Annotated in this window: 23 protein-coding genes and 2 tRNA genes; 12 read left to right on the plus strand and 13 right to left on the minus strand. The window is 34.0% G+C overall.

What is annotated here, in order from left to right:
* Positions 1 to 77 precede the first annotated feature (77 nt).
* Positions 78 to 1358 (minus strand): isocitrate lyase, encoded by a 1281-nt coding sequence (aceA, locus tag ACWA1B_RS15205; protein WP_456908311.1) that lies wholly within the window; start codon positions 1356 to 1358, stop codon positions 78 to 80.
* 201 nt (positions 1359 to 1559) lie between these two features.
* Positions 1560 to 3161, minus strand: a complete 1602-nt coding sequence (gene aceB / locus ACWA1B_RS15210; protein ID WP_456908313.1) for a malate synthase A — start codon at positions 3159 to 3161, stop codon at positions 1560 to 1562.
* 208 nt (positions 3162 to 3369) lie between these two features.
* Between aceB and ACWA1B_RS15215 the strand changes: the two genes are divergently transcribed.
* The 5 genes from ACWA1B_RS15215 to ACWA1B_RS15235 all read left to right on the plus strand — a co-directional run bounded on the left by ACWA1B_RS15215 (position 3370) and on the right by ACWA1B_RS15235 (position 7381).
* Complete coding sequence (locus ACWA1B_RS15215) at positions 3370 to 4851, plus strand: helix-turn-helix domain-containing protein (RefSeq protein WP_456908314.1); 1482 nt, start codon at positions 3370 to 3372, stop codon at positions 4849 to 4851.
* A gap of 6 nt (positions 4852 to 4857) precedes the next feature.
* Positions 4858 to 5217 (plus strand): hypothetical protein, encoded by a 360-nt coding sequence (locus ACWA1B_RS15220; RefSeq protein ID WP_456908316.1) that lies wholly within the window; start codon positions 4858 to 4860, stop codon positions 5215 to 5217.
* A 345-nt stretch (positions 5218 to 5562) separates the two neighbouring features.
* The gene (locus tag ACWA1B_RS15225) at positions 5563 to 6279 is read left to right on the plus strand and encodes a pirin family protein (RefSeq protein ID WP_456908318.1); all 717 of its coding nucleotides are present in this window, start codon (positions 5563 to 5565) and stop codon (positions 6277 to 6279) included.
* A gap of 173 nt (positions 6280 to 6452) precedes the next feature.
* Complete coding sequence (locus tag ACWA1B_RS15230) at positions 6453 to 6692, plus strand: (4Fe-4S)-binding protein (protein WP_035652067.1); 240 nt, start codon at positions 6453 to 6455, stop codon at positions 6690 to 6692.
* A 155-nt stretch (positions 6693 to 6847) separates the two neighbouring features.
* Positions 6848 to 7381: a YceI family protein gene (locus ACWA1B_RS15235; protein WP_035651663.1), complete on the plus strand. Its 534-nt coding sequence runs from the start codon at positions 6848 to 6850 to the stop codon at positions 7379 to 7381.
* Between the two features lie 197 nt (positions 7382 to 7578).
* On the opposite strand, the gene ACWA1B_RS15240 is transcribed toward ACWA1B_RS15235, so the two are convergent.
* The gene (locus ACWA1B_RS15240; protein ID WP_456908321.1) at positions 7579 to 8442 is read right to left on the minus strand and encodes a helix-turn-helix domain-containing protein; all 864 of its coding nucleotides are present in this window, start codon (positions 8440 to 8442) and stop codon (positions 7579 to 7581) included.
* A gap of 95 nt (positions 8443 to 8537) precedes the next feature.
* Between ACWA1B_RS15240 and ACWA1B_RS15245 the strand changes: the two genes are divergently transcribed.
* Entirely contained in the window at positions 8538 to 8900 is a 363-nt protein-coding gene (locus ACWA1B_RS15245; RefSeq protein WP_456908323.1) for a DUF983 domain-containing protein, read from the plus strand.
* Between the two features lie 73 nt (positions 8901 to 8973).
* On the plus strand, positions 8974 to 9849 hold the full coding sequence (gene fabD, locus ACWA1B_RS15250; RefSeq protein ID WP_155102558.1) for an ACP S-malonyltransferase: 876 nt from the start codon (positions 8974 to 8976) through the stop codon (positions 9847 to 9849).
* 79 nt (positions 9850 to 9928) lie between these two features.
* On the opposite strand, the gene ACWA1B_RS15255 is transcribed toward fabD, so the two are convergent.
* From ACWA1B_RS15255 to ACWA1B_RS15280, 6 genes are all read right to left on the minus strand, one after another.
* Complete coding sequence (locus ACWA1B_RS15255; RefSeq protein ID WP_456908325.1) at positions 9929 to 10255, minus strand: hypothetical protein; 327 nt, start codon at positions 10253 to 10255, stop codon at positions 9929 to 9931.
* Positions 10240 to 10431 carry a hypothetical protein gene (locus ACWA1B_RS15260; protein WP_456908327.1) on the minus strand — a complete coding sequence of 64 codons (192 nt, stop codon included), beginning with the start codon at positions 10429 to 10431 and terminating at the stop codon, positions 10240 to 10242. The genes ACWA1B_RS15255 and ACWA1B_RS15260 overlap by 16 nt, the downstream gene beginning before the upstream one ends.
* A 52-nt stretch (positions 10432 to 10483) precedes the next feature.
* Positions 10484 to 11389 (minus strand): DMT family transporter, encoded by a 906-nt coding sequence (locus tag ACWA1B_RS15265; protein ID WP_456908329.1) that lies wholly within the window; start codon positions 11387 to 11389, stop codon positions 10484 to 10486.
* Positions 11390 to 11470: 81 nt separating this feature from the next.
* Positions 11471 to 12487, minus strand: a complete 1017-nt coding sequence (galE, locus tag ACWA1B_RS15270; protein ID WP_456908331.1) for a UDP-glucose 4-epimerase GalE — start codon at positions 12485 to 12487, stop codon at positions 11471 to 11473.
* 16 nt (positions 12488 to 12503) lie between these two features.
* Complete coding sequence (locus tag ACWA1B_RS15275; protein WP_456908333.1) at positions 12504 to 12944, minus strand: nuclear transport factor 2 family protein; 441 nt, start codon at positions 12942 to 12944, stop codon at positions 12504 to 12506.
* A 2-nt stretch (positions 12945 to 12946) separates the two neighbouring features.
* Positions 12947 to 14080, minus strand: coding sequence for a DegT/DnrJ/EryC1/StrS family aminotransferase (locus ACWA1B_RS15280; RefSeq protein ID WP_456908335.1), 1134 nt, complete (start codon positions 14078 to 14080; stop codon positions 12947 to 12949).
* 134 nt (positions 14081 to 14214) lie between these two features.
* Here ACWA1B_RS15280 and ACWA1B_RS15285 point away from each other — a divergent pair, with 134 nt between their 5' ends.
* Both ACWA1B_RS15285 and ACWA1B_RS15290 read left to right on the plus strand, forming a co-directional pair.
* A complete protein-coding gene (locus ACWA1B_RS15285) occupies positions 14215 to 15456 on the plus strand; it encodes a 3-deoxy-D-manno-octulosonic acid transferase (protein ID WP_456908337.1) in 1242 nt (413 codons plus the stop codon).
* Positions 15457 to 15797: 341 nt separating this feature from the next.
* The gene (locus ACWA1B_RS15290) at positions 15798 to 16010 is read left to right on the plus strand and encodes a PG1828 family lipoprotein (RefSeq protein WP_456908339.1); all 213 of its coding nucleotides are present in this window, start codon (positions 15798 to 15800) and stop codon (positions 16008 to 16010) included.
* A 124-nt stretch (positions 16011 to 16134) separates the two neighbouring features.
* On the opposite strand, the gene ACWA1B_RS15295 is transcribed toward ACWA1B_RS15290, so the two are convergent.
* The 4 genes from ACWA1B_RS15295 to mutS all read right to left on the minus strand — a co-directional run bounded on the left by ACWA1B_RS15295 (position 16135) and on the right by mutS (position 19587).
* Complete coding sequence (locus ACWA1B_RS15295; RefSeq protein ID WP_456908341.1) at positions 16135 to 16509, minus strand: DUF1508 domain-containing protein; 375 nt, start codon at positions 16507 to 16509, stop codon at positions 16135 to 16137.
* A 136-nt stretch (positions 16510 to 16645) separates the two neighbouring features.
* Positions 16646 to 16731 (minus strand) — tRNA-Leu (locus tag ACWA1B_RS15300).
* A gap of 14 nt (positions 16732 to 16745) precedes the next feature.
* Positions 16746 to 16818, minus strand: a tRNA-Gly gene (locus ACWA1B_RS15305).
* 162 nt (positions 16819 to 16980) lie between these two features.
* Positions 16981 to 19587 carry a DNA mismatch repair protein MutS gene (mutS, locus tag ACWA1B_RS15310; RefSeq protein WP_035651646.1) on the minus strand — a complete coding sequence of 869 codons (2607 nt, stop codon included), beginning with the start codon at positions 19585 to 19587 and terminating at the stop codon, positions 16981 to 16983.
* 157 nt (positions 19588 to 19744) lie between these two features.
* Here mutS and ACWA1B_RS15315 point away from each other — a divergent pair, with 157 nt between their 5' ends.
* The 3 genes from ACWA1B_RS15315 (at position 19745) to ACWA1B_RS15325 (ending at position 22984) form a co-directional block, all read left to right on the plus strand.
* On the plus strand, positions 19745 to 20173 hold the full coding sequence (locus tag ACWA1B_RS15315) for a DUF1573 domain-containing protein (protein ID WP_142450457.1): 429 nt from the start codon (positions 19745 to 19747) through the stop codon (positions 20171 to 20173).
* An 81-nt stretch (positions 20174 to 20254) separates the two neighbouring features.
* Positions 20255 to 20797: an RNA methyltransferase gene (locus ACWA1B_RS15320; protein ID WP_456908343.1), complete on the plus strand. Its 543-nt coding sequence runs from the start codon at positions 20255 to 20257 to the stop codon at positions 20795 to 20797.
* 105 nt (positions 20798 to 20902) lie between these two features.
* Complete coding sequence (locus ACWA1B_RS15325; RefSeq protein WP_456908345.1) at positions 20903 to 22984, plus strand: Ig-like domain-containing protein; 2082 nt, start codon at positions 20903 to 20905, stop codon at positions 22982 to 22984.
* Positions 22985 to 22986 lie beyond the last annotated feature (2 nt).

Below are 22986 nucleotides of genomic sequence, written 5' to 3' on the forward strand. Positions count from 1 at the left end.
TTTTCCGCCACGAATTCACGAATTTTTATCCTCAAAGATTATAAAAAATAATTCGTTAATTCGTGGCGGAAAAAAAATTAAAATTGCTCAACCTCAGTAGAATGTTTCATTGCTGTTATTGAAGATCTTCCTATCATTACTGTATTTTGAACCGCATCAAAATAAGAAGTACCAACAAAAGCCTGATGTTTTACTGCTCTGAATCCATTTTTCTGTAAAGCGAATTCGCGTTCCTGCAATTCAGAATATCCTGCCATTCCGCGTTCTTTATACGCTTTTGACAATTCAAACATACTTGTATTCAAAGCATGGAATCCTGCCAAAGTGATGAATTGGAATTTATATCCCATCGCTGCTAAATCTTCTCTAAACGTTTCCATTTCGGCAACCGTTAATTTTGCCGCCCAATTGAAAGACGGAGAACAATTGTAAGCCAGCATTTTATCCGGAAATTCTTTTTTCATAGCTGTTGCAAACTTTCTTGCAAATTCTAAATCCGGATTACTGGTTTCCATCCAAATTAAATCGGCATAAGGCGCGTAGCTCAAACCTCTTGCAATTCCCTGCTCGATTCCGTTTTTAACGTAGAAGAATCCTTCGTCCGTTTTTTCACCAGTTAAGAATTTCCTGTCTCTTGGATCTGCATCACTCGTTAATAAATTAGCTGCTTCTGCATCTGTTCTGGCAACGATTAAAGTCGAAACACCCATAACATCTGCTGCCAAACGCGCCGCAATTAATTTATTGATTGCTTCCTGAGTCGGAACCAAAACCTTTCCGCCCAAGTGTCCGCATTTTTTAGCAGAACTCAACTGATCCTCAAAATGAACTCCTGAAGCTCCAGCTTCAATCATAGACTTCATTAATTCGAAAGCATTTAAGTTCCCACCAAAACCTGCTTCGGCATCAGCTACAATTGGCACCAAATAATCTTTTTTATCTTCAATTTTATTTACAGTCTGAATCTGATCAGCACGTAACAACGCATTATTAATTTTTTTTACCACCATCGGAACGCTGTTTACCGGATAAAGTGATTGATCCGGATACATTTCACCCGCCAAATTTGCATCAGCAGCAACTTGCCATCCGCTTAAATAAATTGCTTCTAAACCCGCATCCACTTCCTGAATCGCCTGATTTCCAGTCAACGCTCCCAAACCCGCAACATAATCCTGACTTTTTAACTTTTTCCATAATTTTTGCGCTCCCATTTTGGCGATAGAGTGCTCAATATGATAAGAACCTTGAAGTTCAACTACTTCACTTGCAGTGTAAGGGCGCTCAACACCTTTCCATCTCGGGTTCGTAATCCAATCGTTAACCAATTCCTGAATTCTGTCTTCTGTTGTTTTCATAAATAGTTTAAGTTAAAGTGGTTAGTAAGTAAAGTTTTCAGTCGCAGTTATCAGTAATCAGTTTTTAACTGGACTTAAATAAATAGTATTCAGAAGATCTGCGTAGATCTTTTCATTCATATTTTATCTGCATGATCTGCTAAATCTGCGTGAAAAAATTATTCGCCCGCAGATTTCACAGATTAAGCGGATTTTTTTTTCTTATAAATATTTGTAACACGGAATTGTCAAGAAATCAACAAACTCAGTATTTACAACTAATCTTTCCAATACTTTTTCAGCAAGCGGAAATTGTTGTTTTTCGTGATTTTCTTCACCTAATTCGTCTTTTATTTTTCTGAATTCATCTAAAGCCAATTCATGATAATAAGCTAAATCTAACTTTCGCCCATTATCTAAAAGCACTTTATTCTGAAGCCATTGCCACAATTGCGATCTCGAAATTTCGGCCGTTGCAGCATCTTCCATCAAATTATGCAATGCCGCAGCGCCTTGTCCATTCAGCCACGAAGCCAGGTATAAAACTCCAACATTTATATTTTTCCGAACACCATTTTCAGTAATCATTCCAATTGGCGGTTCAATCAAATCAGCTTCTGTAATTCTTCGATGTTCTCTTTTTATGTGAATTTGATTTGGAGTCGGCATTCCTTTATCAAAAATCTCTTTTGCCAATGCAACCAAATCCGGATGCGCTACCCAAGTTCCGTCGTGACCGTTTCGAACTTCACGTTCTTTATCGGTTTTTACTTTTGCGAAAGCGACAGCATTGGCTTCCTCATTATTTCGAATCGGAATTTGAGCGGCCATGCCACCAATCGCATGAATCCCTCTTTTATGACATCTTTGAATAACCAAATTTGAATAGGCATTCATAAAAGGTGAAGTCATATTTACCTGATCGCGATCAGGAACTATGAATTTTGGATTTTTTCTAAACTTTTTGATATAAGAGAAAATATAATCCCAACGCCCGCAATTCAAGCCCACGATATGTTCTTTCAATTCATAAATGATTTCATCTAACTGAAAACTTGCTGTAATGGTTTCAATTAAAACCGTCACTTTTATAGTTCCTCTTTTAAGTTTTAGATAATCCTCTGTAAAATCAATTACGTTATTCCACCAGCGCGCTTCTAGATAATGTTCTAATTTCGGAATGTAGAAATACGGTCCTGAATTATTTTCTAAAAGTCGTTTATGATTATGGAAAACATACAATCCAAAATCTACCAAAGAACCCGAAACTTCATTTCCTTCAATTAAAAGATGCTTTTCCGGAAAATGCAAACCTCTTGGGCGAACAATTAGCGTTGCGATTTTTTCATTTAAATGATAGGACTTTTGTTTTACCAAGTCTGTGTACGTAATGGTTTTATTAACTGCATCGATTAAATTCACTTGCCCGTCCATTAAATTTTGCCAGGTTGGCGAAGTGCTGTCTTCAAAATCAGCCATAAAGGTTTTTGCTCCTGAATTCAATGCGTTGATGATCATTTTGCGATCAACTGGTCCAGTAATCTCTACTCTACGGTCCAACAAATCTTTTGGGATTTCACCAGCCGTCCAATTTCCTTCTCTTACGCTTTTGGTTTCCGGAATAAAAACAGGCATGATTCCCTGATCAAAAGTGACTTGTTTTTGCTCGCGCTGTAAAAGCAATAGTTTTCGTTGTGATTCGAATTTTCTATGCAATTCAGTTATAAAAACAATTGCTTCTTCTGTCCAGATTTTTGGATAACGAAGCTTCTTTTCGGCTAAAAATTCCATCGCCGTTTCGGTAATTTCTAATTGGTTTTTCATAGCTGTGATTTTATTTTTTTATTAAAATAAATCCTGTCGTTATATCAATTTGTAATCTTTAAAATAAGACTCAAACCATAACATTCTGATATATAATAATTTCTACACCACAATATTAGAAAAAAGTTTTTTACAAAACAAGCGAACGTTCGCTAAAATTTAAAAATAATTTTTTTGCGATTATTTTTATAATAGCTATATTTGGTTCATGGATATCGAAAAAGACTATATAAAGCTGATCTTCGGACTAAAATTGAAGCAAGTCCGCACCCAAAAAAATCTGTCACTTTTTGGCTTAGCCAAATTGACAAATCTTTCAAAATCGTATTTAAACGAGATTGAAAAGGGGAAAAAATATCCAAAAACAGATAAAATTTTATTGCTCTGCGAACATTTGGACGTGACTTATGACCAAATGGTCTCTTTAAAACTTGATAATAACCTCGCTCCGATTGGCGAAATCTTAAAATCCGGAATTTTAAAAGAGATTCCGCTAGAACTTTTTGGTATTCAGGAAGCTGATTTAATTGACATTATTGCAAATGCTCCGGCCAAAGTCAATGCATTTATTAGTACTATTATCGAAATTGCGCAACATTACAACCTAAGCCGTGAAAGTTTCTTTTTAGCTGCTTTACGCTCTTATCAGGAAGCGCACAGTAATTATTTTGAAGACTTAGAAGAAAAGGTAATTTCGTTTTCGAAGTCGTTTCAAATTAATTTAGATTCTAAAATTACTGTAGAAGAATTAGAGGCGATTTTAAAAGAAGAATACGAATACAATATCAAAGAAATTGCTTTTGCAGATCAGGAAGCTTTGGGCGATTTGCGTTCGATTTATGTTCCGAAAAGCAAAACCTTATTACTTTCAACCGAACTCGACGCTCCGCAGAAAGCTTTTATTTTAGCTAAAGAAATTGCCTATAATTATTTAAAAATCTCCGATCGTTTACTGACTTTCAGTTGGATTAAGTTTGAAAATTTTGATCAGGTTTTGAATAATTTTTACGCTTCTTATTTTGCCGGCGCTTTATTATTGCCAAGAAAATTGGTTGTAGATAAAATCAATTCCTTTTTAGAAAATGAAAATCCAAAACCGGAGGAATTTGTTCAGTTAATTGAAAGTTTCGAAGTTTCACCTGAATCATTTTATCAGCGCTTAACCAATTTATTACCAAAAGATTTTCAGCTAAAAAATTTATTCTTCTTAAGATTATCACATAAAATCAATTCTGATTATTACCAAATCAATAAGGAATTACATATTACGCATCAACAAGAACCGCACGCCAACGAAACCAACGAGCATTACTGCAGAAGATGGGTTTCGGTAAAAACAATTGACGAAGCCATCAAACAAAATAAATCTCATTTCTTTGATGCACAAATATCTAGTTACGCGAATAGTGGAAACGAATATTTAGTATTTTCATCGGCTACAAAAGATCCTTTTGCAGAGAATTATATCAGAAGTATTTCTGTTGGAATTTTAATTAATCCGACAATGAAAAAGAAATTCAAATTCATTGATGGAAAACCTTTGGTGAAACGAATTGTTGGTGTAACTTGTGAAACTTGTTCCGTAAAAGATTGTTTGGAAAGAAGCGCTCCGCCAACTGTTTTGGAGAGAGAGAAACGCCATGAGAATACGGATGCAGTTGTTCAGCAGTTTATAAATCAATACAGTTAAACCATTATGAAATATTTTGCCTTATTAATAACTTTGTTTTTTATCAACTTCAACCAAAAAACAGACAAACTTACGGGCCGTTACAATTATTTGATTGAAGACGACAATTCTTATATCCAAAAAGATAAAATTACTTTTAAGGATAGCGTTTTTGTTTTTGATAACAAGTATTTGCCAAAAGGAAAAATTTCATACGGTAATGTAATAGTATTGGATCATTTCATTAATCGAGATTTAATTATTAGTATACCAAAAGATCAAATTACAAAAGATACTATTGATTTTTTTATGCATGATAAACAAAGTCCTGTTTCTAATTACCTTGATGTAGTAACTGGAAGAGGTAAATTGATTAGGATTAAATAATTTGTTCTTGTTTTTTTATCACGTGTTATTTGTCCTAGGAATGACAAACTGTGCGGTCACTTTGATGCAAAACCTTTTAAACTTTACAACTTCTTTTGAAAACTAAATCTTCTCGCATAGCCCCGATAGAAGTGGAAATCCTTTTGTGTCTCGTTTCTTTAACGAGACACAAAAGATTGAAACGGATAGCGGGACTAGACGTCTTTTGAAAACTATATTTCTGCTCCAGAAAAAGCTTAGCATCTCAGCAACTTAGAACCTTAGAATCTTTCTTAACCTAGATTAAGTGCTTTTCCTTCACATCGACCGTATCTTTGTATCATAAATTAACAAAAGGACAAAATCATGGAAAATATAGTATTGCACAAAGCAGACACAAGAGGAAATGCAAATCACGGTTGGCTAAACGCTTATCATAGTTTTAGTTTTGCGAGCTGGTATAATCCGGACAGAATTCAGTTTGGAGCGCTTCGTGTTTTGAATGATGATACAATTGCAGGCGGAATGGGATTTGGAACGCATCCGCACGATAATATGGAAATTATTACGATTCCGCTTGAAGGTGATTTGGCTCATAAAGATAGTATGGGAAATACTGAAATCATCAAAAATGGCGACATTCAGGTGATGAGCGCAGGAACCGGAGTTCAGCATAGTGAGTTTAACCCAAATGCTGACCAGCAGACTAAATTGTTGCAAATCTGGTTATTTCCGAACAAAAGAAACGTTACGCCACGTTACCAACAAATCACTTTAAATGTTGCTGACAGACATAACAAACTATCTCAAATTTTATCTCCAAATGCTGATGATGAAGGCGTTTGGATTCACCAAGACGCATGGTTCAATATGGGAAATTTTGATGCCGGAATCGCTACAGAATACAAAATTAAAAAAGAAGGAAATGGAGTTTATGCTTTCGTTTTGAAAGGAAACGTAACCATCAACGGTCAGGAATTAAACACTCGTGATGCGGTTGGGATTTCAGGAACTGATACTTTAACGATCAAGGCAAATACAGATGCTGAATTTTTATTGATGGACATTCCGATGAATTACTAATTCAAAGATTACAATTAATATTTTTTTTCAGAAACGATATTTAAGTTGATTTTCAGCTTATTATCGTTTCTTTTTTTGCCCAAATTTCATCAAAACTCAAAAAGAAAACGTAATTTTATTAGACGCAAATTGGCCTTAATTCACTTAAAACTAACTGTTTAAAATTTTCAATCATGAATCCAAATAACCTAACTAAAGAATATACAAATGGCGAAGTAACGATTGTTTGGCAATCCGGAAAATGCATACATTCGGCCAATTGTGTAAAAAATAATCCGGATGTTTTTCATCCAAAAGAAAAACCATGGATTTTACCAGAAGCTTCGACTACAGATAAAATTATAGAGACAATTCATAAATGTCCTTCGGGAGCGTTGAGTTTTTATTTAAATAGTGAAAACAATATTAAATAAATTTTTATATTCTAAAGAGAGACCTAACAGGTTTTTAAAACCTGTTAGGTCTTTTTTATTTCTTAATCTAGGTTAAGTGCGTTACGCTTACTACCACCGTAACTTTGTCCTATCAAAATGAAACAAATAAATTAATTATTTAAAAAAATAAAATTATGGCAACTACAAAATGGTCAATTGACCCAACACATTCAGAAATTGGTTTCAAAGTTAAACACATGATGTTTACAAATGTTTCAGGAAAATTTGGAACTTATGATGCTACAATTACTACAGAAGGAGATGACTTCGAAAATGCAGATATTCAGTTTTCTGGTGATATCGCTTCAATAGACACTGCAAATGCAGATAGAGACGGACATTTAAGAAGTGCTGATTTCTTTGACGTTGAAAATAATCCAAAATTGACTTTCAAAGCTTCATCTTTCAAAAAAATTGATGCTGGAGATTATGAATTAACTGGAGATTTGACTATCAAAGGTGTTTCAAAAGAAGTAAAATTCCCAGTAGAATATAGCGGAATCTTAACTGATCCATGGGGAAATACAAAAATTGGTTTAAGCATCGAAGGAAAAATCAATCGTAAAGATTGGGGTTTAAACTGGAACTCAGCTCTTGAAACTGGAGGTGTTTTAGTTGGAGAAGAAGTAAAATTAAATATCGAATTACAATTCGTAAAACAAGCTTAATACTTATAATAGGTTTTAATTTGGTTGGTTGAAAAGCCTGCACTTTTTAGGAAGTGCAGGCTTTTTTTTGTTAGCCACGACCCGAGCGATAGCGAACAGGCGAAGCAATTCACGAATTATTTTTTTTCTTTTGCCACAGATTAAAAGGATTTCACAGATTTAATCTAAATAATCCTTTAAATTTGTGGCGAAAAAACTTATCGCACTGTATTTCTAAATTCTGTTGGTGATATTCCTGTTTGTTTTTTGAAGAATCTGGAGAAATAGGAATAATCTTCGTAGCCGACTTTGAAAGCCACTTCATTTACAGCTAATTGTTTGTCGATTAACATTCTTTTTATTTCTAGAATTACCCGATCTGTAATCACTTCTGTGGCGGTTTTTTGGAGGATTTCATTGCAGATTCTGTTTAAATGTTTTAGCGTGATATTTAGTTTTTCTGCATAGAATGAGGGCAGTTTTTCAGTTCTGAAATATTCTTCTAAAAGCGATTCAAACTTGTTGATCTTGATATTGTACGAATGCGTTTGATGTGAATAGGTTTCGCTATATTTTCTGGAAATTTCGATATGAATAGAATCTAATAAATTCAGCATTTTATCAAGCTGATATTTATTATTTTGATTATTTTCCTGAATAAGCAAATTAAAATACGGGAGAATTTTCGGGATTTCTTTTTCTTCAAAAACCATTTCCGGTCGGTTATGAATCGAATGATAAAAATTATAATCATTGATCTTTTTTTGTCCGAAATATAAATTATACAATTCCTGCGAAAAAATAATTACAAAACCTTCGACATCTTCAGACAAACTCCAATGATGCATTTGTCCAGGCTGAAGTACAAATAAACTTCCTCTTTTTATTTCGAATTGATCAAAATCGACTTCGTGTTGTCCTGAACCTTTGGTAAAAAACACCATTAAATAAGAATCATGCCGATGCGGTTCTTCGACAAAACTGTGACTTTGTAAATGTTCTTTAAAAGTGTTCACATAAAAATCGCGATGAATATCATTACAGCTAAAATTCTGAACACTATAAACGGGATACTTTTGCATAAAAATGTCTTTATTGTGCTATAAGTAGCGAAGATACTAAAAAGAGTTTTATCCAGCTCCTAATTACCTTTGTATAAATAAAAAATCGCAAAATCATGTCAAATGCATTAACTCATATTTTAAGCAACGAATGTCCGATTTGTCATAAAGGAAAAGTATTTACAGACAAAAGTATTTTTTTGACTTTTGGTCTTCCAAAAATGAATGAATATTGTAGTCATTGCAACTATAAATTCCAAAAAGAACCTGGTTATTTCTTTGGTGCCATGTATGTAAACTACGGATTAACAGTCGCTCAGGCAATTGCAACGTATTGTATTGCACAGTTTTTCTTTGAAAAAAATTTCGATTTAAGAATCATTCCCATTATTGCTGTTGTGATTACTTTGCTCACTTCTTTCAATTTAAGATTTTCAAGGTTAGCATGGATTTACATGTTTAAGGATTATACGAAATAAAAAAGTGTTATTTTTGCCTTTCAATTGAAACTAATTTTCAATTCCAAAAAAAAATAAAAAACAAATTAGACAAATGAAAGCATACGTATTTCCGGGTCAAGGCGCACAGTTTACAGGAATGGGCAAAGACCTTTATGAAAACTCGGCTTTGGCCAAAGAATTGTTCGAAAAAGCTAATGAAATTTTAGGTTTTAGAATTACAGATATTATGTTTGAAGGCACTGCCGAAGAACTAAAAGAAACCAAAGTGACACAGCCAGCAGTATTTCTACATTCTGTTATTTTAGCTAAAACTTTAGGCGAAGATTTTAAACCAGAAATGGTTGCAGGACATTCTTTAGGAGAATTTTCAGCTTTGGTTGCTAATGGAACTTTATCTTTTGAAGATGGTCTTAAATTAGTTTCTCAACGTGCTTTGGCAATGCAAAAAGCCTGCGAAATCACTCCATCAACAATGGCTGCGGTTTTAGGCTTAGCTGATAATATTGTGGAAGAAGTTTGTGCTTCGATTGATGGAATTGTGGTTGCTGCCAACTATAACTGTCCTGGACAATTAGTAATTTCAGGAGAAACTTCAGCGGTTGAAAAAGCTTGTGAAGCGATGAAAGCTGCAGGAGCAAAACGTGCTTTAATTTTACCTGTTGGAGGAGCATTTCACTCTCCAATGATGGAACCAGCGAGAGAAGAATTAGCTGCTGCAATTGAAGCAACAACATTCTCTACTCCAATTTGTCCGGTGTATCAAAACGTAACTGCAAATGCAGTTTCTGATGCAAACGAAATTAAAAAGAACTTGATCATCCAATTAACTGCTCCTGTAAAATGGACGCAATCTGTACAGCAAATGATCGCTGATGGTGCTACTTTGTTTACCGAAGTTGGTCCAGGAAAAGTATTAGCTGGTTTAATTAATAAAATTGATAAAGAAGCAGTTACTGCTAATGCTTAATTTTTAAGTTTTTAGTGATCAGTTGAAAACTATACTCATAAAAAATCCTCATTAACGAAATGTTTATGAGGATTTTATTTTATAGCTCTTTTGCTTCTGCGTTGTAATTATTTAAAATTCCAGTAATCAGATAATTTTGATTTCTTTTTTCAAAAAACACATACCAAGTTGTTCTGGCGTTGGGTTTATAAAAAATATATTCTGAACCTAAGTAACTAAGGGGTTTTGGAGTTTTCTTATGCGGAGATTTTTTTATTCTTTCTAGAATTGCATTATGTATATCAGAAACATAATCTTCCGCAGATTCAATAAAACCAAAATATTCCTTTTTATATAACGTTACAACTAAATCATCTAGATATCGAATTACTTCTGGTGTAAAGATAACTTCTATTTTCCCCACCATTCTCTAATTCTTCTAATAGATTCAGCTTTTGCTTGCTCTGGTGTCAATCCTTTTGCAAACTCAGCATCAAAATCAAAAGTTTCAGGGTCAATTCCTTTGAATTTTGGTTTTTGAACGTCGTATTCAACTCGAGGCTCTTCAACCTTGTTTTTTTTATTTTCTTTATCTGAATTCATTATTCCTACACATTTTATTCTTACAAATTTACAAAATAAATTGAAGCGAAATTTACACAACTTTCTTTTCCTTCTTCTTATAATTCACAATAAAAACCCCAAGAATAATCAGTGCTGTAGCAATAATAAAATCAATTGTAATTACTTCGTCTAAAAGCAACCAACCTAAAAAAACAGCAATTATCGTATTTATATAAGCTAAAATAGAAACCTGAACCGCTGTAACATGTTTTAAAGCATAACTATAGCTAAAAAACGCAATTACTGATCCGAAAATTGACAAATACAAAGCGGCAAAAATGCTTCTTGAACTCCACGAACTAAAATCTGGATTTGGTGAAAAAATGGAAGCCAAAACCAACTGAATACAAGACGCCGTTGTAAATTGATAAAACAAATTGAGTACAATATTATTCGATTTATTGGCGTGTGTTTTTGTGTAAATTGTTCCAATGGCCCAAGCCAAAATTGCAAATCCCATAAACATCATTCCGGTTCTGTAATCAGCGTCTAAAAATGATCCTAGTCCGTCTTTGAATATAAAAACGACTCCCGAAAATCCAATTAATACACCAACAAAACCCTTAAAACTCATTTTTTGCAAGCCTACTAAAATGCTTCCAAGAAATATCAATATCGGAGATAAAGCACTTATTACAGAAGCCAATCCGCTTGGCAAAGTCTTTTCGGCAATTGTGGTAAAACCATTTGCAATTACTATCATCAAGACCGAAGGAATAAGTTGCTGTTTGAAATTTCCCCAACCAATCCATTTCATTTCTTTTTTGAACAACAAAATCGTCATCATAATTAATCCCGCCAATCCTTGACGAATTGAAGTTACAAACCAAGGCGGAATCGTTTCAACCGCAACTCTGATTCCTAAAAATGTTGTACCCCAGATAATTCCAACAGCTGCTAGAGCAAAAATCAATTTATAATCTAAATTTTGTTTCATGATAATAAGCATCTAAAAAAAATCCCAAACTATATTGCTATAATTTGGGATCTTAAAATTTTATAATTTTAATGTAGAGAATTATTTATTCCTTACTTTTTGTTCCCATTTCCAGGCGCTTGCCATGGCTTCATCTAAACTTAGTTCAGCTTTCCATCCTAAGACATTATTCGCCTTATCTGTGTTTGCATAAGCTTCTGTAATATCACCTTCACGACGTGGCTTAATTACGTATGGCAATTTTTTCTCGCTTACTTTTTCAAAACTATGAATTACTTCAAGAACTGAACTTCCTTTTCCTGTTCCTAAATTAAAAGTTTCAACTTTTGCCAAATTCTTTTTATTCAATAAACGCTGCAAAGCAATTACGTGCGCTTTTGCTAAATCTACAACGTGAATATAATCACGAACTGCAGTTCCGTCTGGTGTTGGATAGTCATCTCCAAAAACAGATAATTCTTGACGCAATCCTACTCCGGTTTGCGTAATAAACGGAACTAAATTTTGAGGAACCCCTAAAGGTAGTTCTCCAATCTGTACCGATTCGTGCGCTCCAACTGGGTTAAAATAACGTAATAAAATAGCGTTGATATTTGTCACTTTAGCAGTATCCGTAATAATCTCTTCTCCTATTTGCTTTGTATTTCCGTAAGGCGACATTGCTGTTTGAACAGGAGCGTCTTCTGTAATTGGCATTTTTTCGGCTTGACCGTAAACTGTACAAGACGAACTAAAAATAAAACTTGCCTCAGGTTTTTGCTGCAATTCCTGTAAAAGATAAACTAAACTGCTGATGTTATTTTCATAATACAACAATGGTTGTTCAACACTTTCACCAACTGCTTTTGAAGCTGCAAAATGAATTACTCCAGTAACATCATTATGTTTTTTAAAGAAATCCTGAACGGCACTTTTTTCTCTTAAATCAATTTTCTCAAATAAAGGCGTTTTTCCCGTAATGGCTGCAATTCCTTTTAAAACATCTTCTGAAGAATTTGAAAGATTATCGATTATCACCACTTCGAAGCCTTCATTTTGCAATTCGACGACGGTGTGAGAACCAATAAATCCTAATCCTCCTGTTACTAATACTTTCATTTTTTTTGGTTGTTTTTTATGTAGTTAATTTATACGCTTGTCTCGCAATAAGAATCCATTTGCTTTTTTGTTTTTGCCAAACGAGCATTATTCCTATTTTAATATCTTTATCAACTCCGCCATCTTTAGTATGAGCTGCGAGTATGTGCCTCACAATCGCAACATCATTTTGAATTGTGATCATTTGGTCTTGAAAATCGATAGTTACAAAATCGGATTTTCCGCTAACTATTCCCTCAATAAATTCTGTCTGATTTTGAAAATTCCCATTTGAATGGACATAACTCAGCTTTTCTGAAGTTAATGTTTTTAATTTTGCTCCATCAGCATCAATCATTGCCTGACGCAAAATTTCAACTTGATCAATAACAGCTTTCTCTTCTTTCGAAATTGCTTTTTGAGCCAAAACCGAAAACTGAACAAAAATCATCAAAATTAAAAGAACACCTTTTCTCATTTTTATTTATTTAAAAATTCTAAAACAGAATCAGCAATAAATTTAATCTGTTCATCATCGAGTTCTGTGTGCATTGGTAAAGCAATTACCTCTTTTACCAATTGATTTGTTACTGGAAATTGTTCTTCTTTATAACGAGGATCTAAATATGCTTTTTGAGAGTGAAGCGGAATTGGGTAATAAATTGCACACGGAATTCCTTTATCTAACAAATGCTGCATCAAAGCATTACGATCTGCATCAATAATTCTTAAAACATATTGATGAAAAACGTGATCGTTCTCATTTGCATCAAAATCTGGTGTAATTATATGTTTGTTTCCTGCAAAAGCTGCATTATATTTTGTTGCCGCTAAACGACGTTCTTTATTATATTCATCAAGCAAAGGCAGTTTTGCATTCAAAACTCCAGCCTGAATGCTGTCTAAACGAGAATTCACTCCCACAACATCATGATGGTAACGCTCGTACATTCCGTGATTTACGATTCCACGGATAATGTGAGCTAATTTATCATCGTTTGTAAAAATCGCTCCTCCATCACCATAACAACCTAAGTTTTTAGAAGGGAAAAATGAAGTTGCTGCAACGTGACCGATTACTCCAACTTTAGTTTTTGCGCCAGATTTAGAAATATAATCAGCTCCAATTGCCTGCGCATTATCTTCAATTACATATAAATTATGCTCGGCTGCAATTTCCATAATCGCATCCATATTTGCAGCGCGACCAAATAAATGAACCGGAACAATAGCTTTTGTTTTTGGTGTAATTGCTTTTTTAACTGCCTCAATATCGATGTTCATGTTTACCATATCAACATCAACTAAAACTGGAGTTAACTGCAATAAAGCAATAACCTCAACAGTTGCTGCAAAAGTAAAATCAGCAGTAATAACCTCATCACCAGGCTTCAGATTTAAGCCCATCATTGCTATTTGCAAAGCATCTGTTCCGTTGGCACAAGGAATAACGTGTTTTGCACCTAAATACTCTTCAAGATTCTTTTGAAACTGATGAACTAAAGGTCCGTTGATGTAAGTATTTGTATCTAAAACCTCTTGAATTGAAGCATCTACAGCAGCTTTTATTTTTTCGTATTGACTTTTTAAGTCAACCATTTGTATTTTTTTCATTTTGAATATTTATTTAAAAAAAGACCTGATTTTTAAACAGAATCTCTAAAAGAAGGAACAAAAATAGTTATTTAATACCTGCAAACCAATGAAAATAATCGAAAGAAATGTAATTTAGCCACAAAAATAAACAGATGCTTTTTTTATACAATTTAGTTGTTTCTATTGCGGGGTTTTTTCTGAAAATCGTGGCACTTTTTAGTCCGAAAATTAAGCTTTTTACAGAAGGGCGAAAAAATGTTTTTTCTCTTTTAAAAGAAAAAATTAAACCCGAAGACAAAACAATTTGGTTTCATTCCGCTTCTTTAGGCGAATATGAGCAAGGACTTCCTGTTATCGAAAAAATCAAAGAAAAATATCCGTTACATAAAATTATTGTAACCTTTTTTTCACCATCTGGATACGAAGTGCGTAAAAATAACACAGTCGCAGACGTTACTATTTACCTTCCATTAGACACAAAAAGCAATGCAAAAAAATTCATAGAATTAGCACATCCCGAACTCGCGTTTTTTATTAAATATGAATTTTGGCTTAACTATTTAAAAGAATTAGAAACAAATAAAATTCCAACTTATTTGATCTCAGGTATTTTCAGGGACAATCAAATGTTTTTTAAATGGTATGGTGGCTTTTACCGAAAAGCATTAAAAGCATTTACTTATTTCTTTGTTCAGAATGAAAAATCAAAAGAAAAAATCGAAGATATTGGATTTCAAAACGTAATTATATCAGGCGACACTCGTTTTGATCGTGTTGCCGCCATTTTAGAAAGAGACAATACAGTTGATTATATTGAAAAATTCACAAATAATCAACCAACTATAGTCATAGGAAGTTCATGGCCAAAAGACGAAGCACTATTAGCTGAATATATCAATCAAGCTTCAGAAAACGTGAAATTCATTATTGCTCCTCACAATATCAAAGAAGATCAGATTTCAAGCTTAAAATCTCAAATCACAAAATCAACTGTATTATTTTCCGAAAAAGACCAAGCTGGTGATTTATCAAATTACAATGTCTTTATTATAGACACTATTGGACTACTGACTAAAATTTACAGCTACGGAACAATTGCTTATGTTGGCGGCGGTTTTGGAAATCCAGGAATACATAATGTCTTAGAACCCGCCACATTTGGAATTCCAATTTTAATTGGGCCAAATTATTCGAATTTTGCCGAAGCAGTTTTATTGGTAAAACTTGGAGGTTGCATTTCTATTGCTGACGGAAACGAATTAAAAAGTCATTTTGATCGATTACTTGCTGACGAAAAGTATTTAGAAGAAAAAAGTGAAATTTGCAAAACCTATATTCAAGACAATAAAGGCGCAACAGATTGTATCATGGAAATAGTTTCAAGAACAATCTAAAAGACCTCAAAGCCTATCTTATAACGTTATTATCCTAAAAAGCTCTTAAAAGAGCCCATTTTAAGCTTAACACAATAAATGCTTTTCGCCCAAAAAACAAAATAAAGTACAAGTAATACAAACTCAAATGTTATTTTTATTGCCGAATCATCAACGAAAAATAATTTCTTCAAAAAATACAATAATATAATATTTTTTTACTATTTTGGCATGTTTTTTGATAAATAGAATAATCGTGAGCGATGAAAATATTTTAAAAAAAAAGTGAAAAAATATTTTACATATTAAAAAATTTATATCTTTGCCACGAATTAATAATTAACCTTTTATAATAAAGTAAGATGAAAAAAGTATTTTTAAGTTTAGCTGTTGTTGCTGTATTAACTGTTGTATCTTGTAAAAAAGCTGATGCTGAAGCTACACCTGCTGTAGATTCTACTGCTGTTGCTGTTGACTCAGCTGCTACTGTAGTTGATTCTGCTGCTGCAACTGTTGATTCTGCTGCTGCTAAAGTTGATTCTGCTGCTGCTAAAGTAGAAGAAGTAAAAAAATAATTAGAACCTAAGTTCTAAAAATTTTAAAACCATCAAATTGATGGTTTTTTTTATGCCCAAATTTAAATTTGAGTACAAAAAAAAGTGCCCGCAATTGCAGGCACTTTTTTTTATTATTTCTATTTTAATCCATTTCTTCTTCCTCCAGAACCTCATCTTCAAAAATCGATTCATTTGACGAAAAATCCAAAACTTCCGATTTCGAAGCATAAGTCACAATCTCTCTTATTCCTTTTTGCAAAAGCAACTCAGTACTGTATTTACGACTTGTAGCAAAATGAACCTCTCCGAGCATCAATTTAAAAAAATACTTTCCTCCAGAGCCTTTAAACTTTAAAAATTTCGCAAGATCAATATTCTCCTTAAATCTCTGTATATCTTCTTCACACTCAAATCTTAATTCGTAACTCAAACTTGTAAAAATCACCTTTCCTTTCCTTGAAGTAAATGTGAATTTATATTCGTCATTAAATCGCCTGCTGATTACAAAAGCACCCATTTAGAAATATTAGATTTTAGATTGTTGATTTTAGAATCCTTAGATTCTTAGATTTTTAAAAGAGATTACTCTGCCAATTTCTTTTAAATGCAGTTTTACACAATAAAAAAAGCCTCTTCAAAAGAAGAGGCTTTAGTACTCAGAGCGGGACTTGAACCCGCACGAACATTGCTGTTCACTGGATTTTAAGTCCAGCGTGTCTACCAATTTCACCATCCGAGCATTATATAGTTTTGAGCGAAAAACGGGGCTCGAACCCGCGACCTCGACCTTGGCAAGGTCGCGCTCTACCAACTGAGCTATTTTCGCATTTCAAATTTTTCTTAAAGAACTTACAACACTTGATTTGTTTCGTATTGCGAGTGCAAATTTAGGACATTTATTCAATTACACAAGCGTTTTTTGAAAAAATATTTTAGTTATTCTATAACATTCTGATAACCTAAACTTTAAACTTGAAAATTTTTATTTTTATTTTTTGACCAACATTCTTTTGATCTCATTCAGCTTCATTAGGGCTTCGACTGGCGTAATAGCATTTATATCAAGCCCCAGAATTTCTTCTTTTATCTCTTCCAAAAGAGGATCATCCAAATTAAAGAAACTCATCTGCATTTCATCATTAGCCGATTTTATTCCGTTTAAGGCTTCACTAGAATGATTTTTTTCTAATTTCTTTAAAAGTTTTTGCGCTTTTGAAATTACCAGCTGAGGCATTCCGGCCATTTTTGCCACATGAATTCCAAAACTATGAGCACTTCCTCCTTTTACCAGCTTTCGAACAAAAAGAACCGTATCTTTTAACTCTTTAACCGCCACATTAAAATTCTGAATTCTCGGAAGCGATTCTGTCATTTCGTTTAATTCATGATAATGCGTAGCAAATAATGTTTTAGCTTTTGAAGGATGCTCGTGTAAAAATTCGGCAATAGCCCAAGCAATCGAGATTCCGTCATAGGTACTGGTTCCTCGTCCAATTTCATCCAGAAGCACCAAACTTCTATCTGAGATATTATTCAAAATCGAAGCCGTTTCATTCATTTCTACCATAAAAGTAGATTCGCCCATTGAAATATTATCAGAAGCCCCTACCCTTGTAAAAATCTTATCTACAATTCCCATTCTAACGCTGTCTGCCGGAACAAAACTTCCCATTTGAGCCAATAACACAATTAAAGCCGTTTGTCTCAAAATAGCCGACTTACCAGACATGTTAGGGCCAGTAATCATTATAATTTGCTGGGTTTCCCTGTCTAAATAAACATCATTAGAAATATACGGCGTACCAACTGGCAATTGCTTTTCAATTACCGGATGTCTTCCTTCTTTGATTTCTAACTCAAATGTATCATCAATTTCCGGGCAAACATATTTATTTTCTATTGCCAATTGCGTAAACGAACACAAACAATCTAGTTGCGCAACCAAATTAGCATTCATTTGAACCGGTTTGATATAAGTTGCAATCCAGGCCACTAATTGCTCAAAAAGATCTGCTTCAATTTTATAGATTCTTTCTTCAGCTCCTAAAATCTTGGTTTCATACTCTTTTAATTCTTCTGTAATATAACGTTCTGCATTGACCAATGTCTGTTTACGAATCCATTCTGCAGGCACTTTATCTTTATGTGTATTTCGAACTTCAATATAATATCCAAAAACATTATTGAAAGATATTTTCAAAGAAGAAATTCCTGTACGTTCAGATTCCCTTCTTTCAATTCCTTCCAAATATTCTTTTCCAGAAGTTGATATTGCACGAAGCTCATCCAATTCTTCGTTAATACCGCTTGCGATAGCATTCCCTTTTGCAATAGCAACTGGCGCATCTTGATTTAAGGTTACTTTTATTTTTTCTCTTAATAAATCACAAGCATGCAAACTATCTCCAATAACTTTTACTGCTTCTTGCGGACTTTCCAACGCCAACGTTTTAATTGGAATAATAGCATCCAATGACTCTTTTAAATAAACAATTTCGCGAGGCGAAACTTTTCCGGCAGCAATTTTAGAAATCAAACGCTCCAAATCTGAAATTTGCTTGATTTGATATTGGATATTATGAAGGACTTCCGAATTTGATTTTAAATACGAAACCACATCATGACGTCCTTTTATTTTGTTGCTGTCTTTTAAAGGAAGAGCTAGCCATCTTTTTAATAAACGACCTCCCATTGGCGAAAGCGTTCGGTCAATTACATCTAAAAGCGTAACCGCATTTGGATTATAACTGTGATACAATTCTAAATTTCGAATCGTAAAACGATCCATCCAAACATATGCATCTTCTGCAATACGCTGGATTGCTGTAATATGCTGTACACGATTGTGCTGTGTCTCTGATAAATAATACAAAATTGCTCCAGAAGCAATAATTCCTTCTTTTAATTCTTCGATTCCAAATCCTTTTAAAGAATTCGTCTGAAAATGTTTTGTCAGCGTTTCTAAAGCATAATCTTCTTTGTAAATCCAATCTTCCAGATAAAAACTATGAAAATCTTCCCCAAAAGCAGCTTTAAAATCACCTTTGTTATTCTTCGGAACTAAAACTTCACTCGGATTAAAGTTCTGCAACAGCTTATCAATATATTCAGCATTTCCCTGTGCCGTCAAAAATTCTCCTGTTGAAACATCCAGAAAGGAAATTCCTATATTTTTATTAGCAAAATAAACTGATGCTAAAAAGTTGTTCGATTTAGATTGCAAAACCTCATCGTTTAAAGAAACTCCCGGAGTTACTAACTCCGTAACACCTCTTTTCACGATAGTTTTTGTCATTTTAGGATCTTCAAGCTGATCACAAATTGCTACGCGAAGGCCAGCTTTAACCAATTTTGGCAAATACGTATTAATAGAATGGTGTGGAAAACCTGCCAAAGCTGTCTCGGTATCTGAACCTGCACCTCTTTTGGTCAATGTTATTCCGAGAATTTTAGAAGCTCTGATGGCGTCTTCTCCAAATGTTTCATAAAAATCCCCTACTCTGAAAAGCAGACATGCATCAGGATATTTTCTCTTGATTTCGTTGTACTGTTTCATTAAAGGTGTTTCTTTCACCACTTTTTCTTTAGCTGCCAAATCGATATGTTTTTAAATGAAAATTAAGACAGCGAATTTATAATTTTTTAGTGGCATATCGAAGGCTTCAAAAATTAAAATATTTTAAGAGATTTTTAAGTTGACATTTAAGAATTTTACATAGATTTGTTCTATCATTTAAACAAAGACTATAAAAATGAAAAAAATAATTTTATTTGTTATGCTTGCTGTAGCTGGAGTTACAGCTTCTAACGCACAAAGCGCAAAAAAAGGAACTGCAAAAGTTGCTAAGGTTGAAGGAGCAGGAATGCTTTTTGAAACAGAAACTATTGACTACGGAACAATCGCTCACAATGCTGACGGAAAACGTGAATTCGTTTTTGTTAACAACGGAACAAAACCATTAATCATTACAAACACGCAAGGTTCTTGCGGATGTACTGTTCCTACTACGCCAAAAGAGCCAATCGCACCTGGTGCTAAAGGAATCATTGGTGTAAAATATGCTACTGACAGAGTTGGACAATTTACAAAAACTGTAACTGTTACTTCTAACGCTGAAGGACAGCCAACAAAAGTACTTACTATTAAAGGTACAGTTTTACCAGATCCAGTAAAAAGCTAATCTGAAAATAAAACAAAATAAAATAATTGAAAAAGCTTCCTTATCTTTGGAAGCTTTTTTTATGATTAGAATACAGCAAAAATGAGAAAACTAGAAAATAGCGAATTGGACCGCAAATCGATTGAAGATTTTAAAAAATCAGACAAAACCCCTTTAATTTTAGTTTTGGATGACATTCGCAGCTTACACAATATTGGTTCTGTTTTTAGAACGGCCGATGCTTTTTTGATTGAAAAAATCATTTTATGCGGTATTACAGCTACTCCCCCAAATAAGGAAATTCACAAAACTGCTCTTGGCGCTACAGAAACCGTAGCTTGGGAGCATCATGAAAATGTTTTGGAAGTTATACAAAATCTTAAAAAAGAAAATGTCCTAACTCTAGCTATAGAACAAGTTGAAAGTGCTGTTTTTCTTCAGGATTTTAAAACAGAAAAAAATCAGAAATACGCTTTGGTTTTTGGCAATGAAGTTTATGGCGTCGCACAAGAAGCTGTAGCTATTTGCGATGGCTGTATTGAGATACCGCAATTAGGAACTAAACATTCTTTAAATATTGCTGTAAGTGCCGGAATTGTAGTTTGGGATTTATTTCAAAAACTAAACTGGCCAGCAAACAATTAAGAATATTTTTACTTAAAAATTGTGATTATTACCTCATTTTTAGACTTTAATTGTTAGAAATTGAAATATTTTTTTTTATTATTATAAAAGTGATACTTTTATAAAATGAAAAAAAATAGTTCTCTTAATCTATATATCTTATTTATTTTATTACTGTCCAGCTCTTTTGGATTTGCTCAAATTACGACAACTGCTCCTGTTGTTAAAGCAACCGGAGATCAGCCTTATTGTCCTCAAAATACAATAAAAATTGTAACAGATTTCTCCATTACACACGACCCTTTAGAAACAGGAACTAAAGGCGTTTTTATTCAGGTTTCATCTGGTTACTCAAGCGGTTTTGATCAGCTTGCTCTTGCAAATCCAGCGTCACATCCTAACGTAACTACAGGCTGGGATTCAACAGCAGGAAAATTAAGTATAACAAGTTCAAGTTCAACAGGCGGTGATGTTTTATATTCTGACTTAGTTGCTGCAGTAAAAGATGTGGTTTTCACAAATCCTTCAGTGTCAGCTTCCGGAACCAGAACGTTTTCAATAACAATTGGTAATGCTAATTATTTACCTTCAACTCAGCATTTTTATTTATATATACCAAATACCGGCATTACCTGGACTTCAGCACGAGATGCTGCCGCTGCAAGCACTTATTACGGGCTTAAAGGATATTTGGCTACCATATTATCAGCAGATGAAGCCAAACTAATTGGCGAGCAAGCATCAGGAACGGGATGGATTGGTGGAAGCGACGCAGAAACCGAAGGAGTTTGGAAATGGGTAACAGGTCCTGAAACAGGGACTGTAATGACTTATACTTTCTGGAATAATGGAGAACCAAATAATCAAGGAGATGAAGATTATGCACATATAACACAGCCAGGAGTAGGACTACGAGGTTCTTGGAATGACTTATCAAATACGGGATCATTAACTCCCGGAGATAATTATCAGCCTAAAGGTTATGTCGTTGAATATGGCGGATCTGCAGGAGAATCGCCATTAGAAATTGCTGCAAGCACTAAAATTACAATACCTGAAGCAAACGTATTGACACCAAATCCAATTTGTGATTCGGGGAGTTTTACTATAAATGCAACAGCTACTGCTGGAGTAACAATCAGCTGGTACAATCAGGCAACCGGAGGAACAGCAATTGCGACAGGAAGTTCTTATACAACACCAGTAATAAATAGCACGACAACTTATTATGTAGATGCTGGTTGCGAATCCAACCGAAAATCAGTTACAGCTGTAGTGAATAAAACTCCTAATACACCAACTGTGGCTTCATCAAATGTTTCGCGTTGTGGTCCAGGAAGTGTCGACCTTCAAGCAACAACTAATGTTGGCGTTATTAATTGGTATACTTCTTCAACAGGAGGAACAAGCATTTTTACAGGAAATAATTTTACAACACCAACAATTAGTACATCAACTATTTATTATGCCGAGGCATCAAACAGTGGTTGTTTAAATACCAATCGTACTCCTGTAAGCATTACCATTTACACACCACCGGCTGTTACGGACGAAACTGTCGTGTTATGTCAATCTAAAAAGAAAATACTCAATGCCGGAATAGCTGGTATGACTTATTTGTGGTCAACGGGAGCTACTACTCAAACTATTGAGATAGGAATTGGTGGCACCTATACTGTTGATGTGACAAGTCCAGCCCCTCAAAGCTGCACAAGCCGAAAAACAATTGTAGTTGAAGAACATGAAATTCCGCAAATAGATCGTATTGATGTTGAAGGAACAAGAGCCATAATTTATCTTAAAAAAGAGCAGTCATATTTTGAATATTCTGTTGATGGTTCAAACTTTCAAGATTCTAATATTTTTTACGATGTTCCAGGCGGATTGCAAACTGCTTATGTAAGAGAAAAAGGCGGTTGCGGCGGCACGGCGAAAAACTTTGTAGTTTTAGTTTTCCCTGCTTTCTTCACCCCAAACAACGATAGTTATAATGATGTCTGGGAAGTAACAGGAATGGAGAATTATCCTCAGGCACAAGTGACCATTTTTGATCGCTATGGAAAACTATTAGCGCAATTAAGTGCTTCAAGAATGAGCTGGGATGGAACTTTTAATAAAATACAACTTCCTGCTTCAGATTATTGGTATGCTTTAAAAATTGACGATACGCACCCTATTTTACGAGGTCATTTTTCATTAAAAAGATAAAA

Source organism: Flavobacterium xizangense (genome assembly GCF_054075145.1).

Coding starts and splice junctions, on each gene's coding strand:
- ACWA1B_RS15285 (WP_456908337.1), top strand. CDS start 14,215: ATGCTTTTTTTATACAATTTAGTTGTTTCTATTGCGGGGTTTTTTCTG.
- ACWA1B_RS15245 (WP_456908323.1), top strand. CDS start 8,538: ATGTCAAATGCATTAACTCATATTTTAAGCAACGAATGTCCGATTTGT.
- aceB (WP_456908313.1), bottom strand. CDS start 3,161: ATGAAAAACCAATTAGAAATTACCGAAACGGCGATGGAATTTTTAGCC.
- ACWA1B_RS15260 (WP_456908327.1), bottom strand. CDS start 10,431: ATGAATTCAGATAAAGAAAATAAAAAAAACAAGGTTGAAGAGCCTCGA.
- ACWA1B_RS15230 (WP_035652067.1), top strand. CDS start 6,453: ATGAATCCAAATAACCTAACTAAAGAATATACAAATGGCGAAGTAACG.
- ACWA1B_RS15220 (WP_456908316.1), top strand. CDS start 4,858: ATGAAATATTTTGCCTTATTAATAACTTTGTTTTTTATCAACTTCAAC.
- ACWA1B_RS15275 (WP_456908333.1), bottom strand. CDS start 12,944: ATGAGAAAAGGTGTTCTTTTAATTTTGATGATTTTTGTTCAGTTTTCG.
- ACWA1B_RS15290 (WP_456908339.1), top strand. CDS start 15,798: ATGAAAAAAGTATTTTTAAGTTTAGCTGTTGTTGCTGTATTAACTGTT.
- ACWA1B_RS15225 (WP_456908318.1), top strand. CDS start 5,563: ATGGAAAATATAGTATTGCACAAAGCAGACACAAGAGGAAATGCAAAT.
- ACWA1B_RS15325 (WP_456908345.1), top strand. CDS start 20,903: ATGAAAAAAAATAGTTCTCTTAATCTATATATCTTATTTATTTTATTA.
- ACWA1B_RS15235 (WP_035651663.1), top strand. CDS start 6,848: ATGGCAACTACAAAATGGTCAATTGACCCAACACATTCAGAAATTGGT.
- ACWA1B_RS15215 (WP_456908314.1), top strand. CDS start 3,370: ATGGATATCGAAAAAGACTATATAAAGCTGATCTTCGGACTAAAATTG.
- ACWA1B_RS15255 (WP_456908325.1), bottom strand. CDS start 10,255: ATGGTGGGGAAAATAGAAGTTATCTTTACACCAGAAGTAATTCGATAT.
- ACWA1B_RS15280 (WP_456908335.1), bottom strand. CDS start 14,080: ATGAAAAAAATACAAATGGTTGACTTAAAAAGTCAATACGAAAAAATA.
- ACWA1B_RS15265 (WP_456908329.1), bottom strand. CDS start 11,389: ATGAAACAAAATTTAGATTATAAATTGATTTTTGCTCTAGCAGCTGTT.
- galE (WP_456908331.1), bottom strand. CDS start 12,487: ATGAAAGTATTAGTAACAGGAGGATTAGGATTTATTGGTTCTCACACC.
- ACWA1B_RS15315 (WP_142450457.1), top strand. CDS start 19,745: ATGAAAAAAATAATTTTATTTGTTATGCTTGCTGTAGCTGGAGTTACA.
- aceA (WP_456908311.1), bottom strand. CDS start 1,358: ATGAAAACAACAGAAGACAGAATTCAGGAATTGGTTAACGATTGGATT.
- ACWA1B_RS15240 (WP_456908321.1), bottom strand. CDS start 8,442: ATGCAAAAGTATCCCGTTTATAGTGTTCAGAATTTTAGCTGTAATGAT.
- ACWA1B_RS15320 (WP_456908343.1), top strand. CDS start 20,255: ATGAGAAAACTAGAAAATAGCGAATTGGACCGCAAATCGATTGAAGAT.
- ACWA1B_RS15295 (WP_456908341.1), bottom strand. CDS start 16,509: ATGGGTGCTTTTGTAATCAGCAGGCGATTTAATGACGAATATAAATTC.
- fabD (WP_155102558.1), top strand. CDS start 8,974: ATGAAAGCATACGTATTTCCGGGTCAAGGCGCACAGTTTACAGGAATG.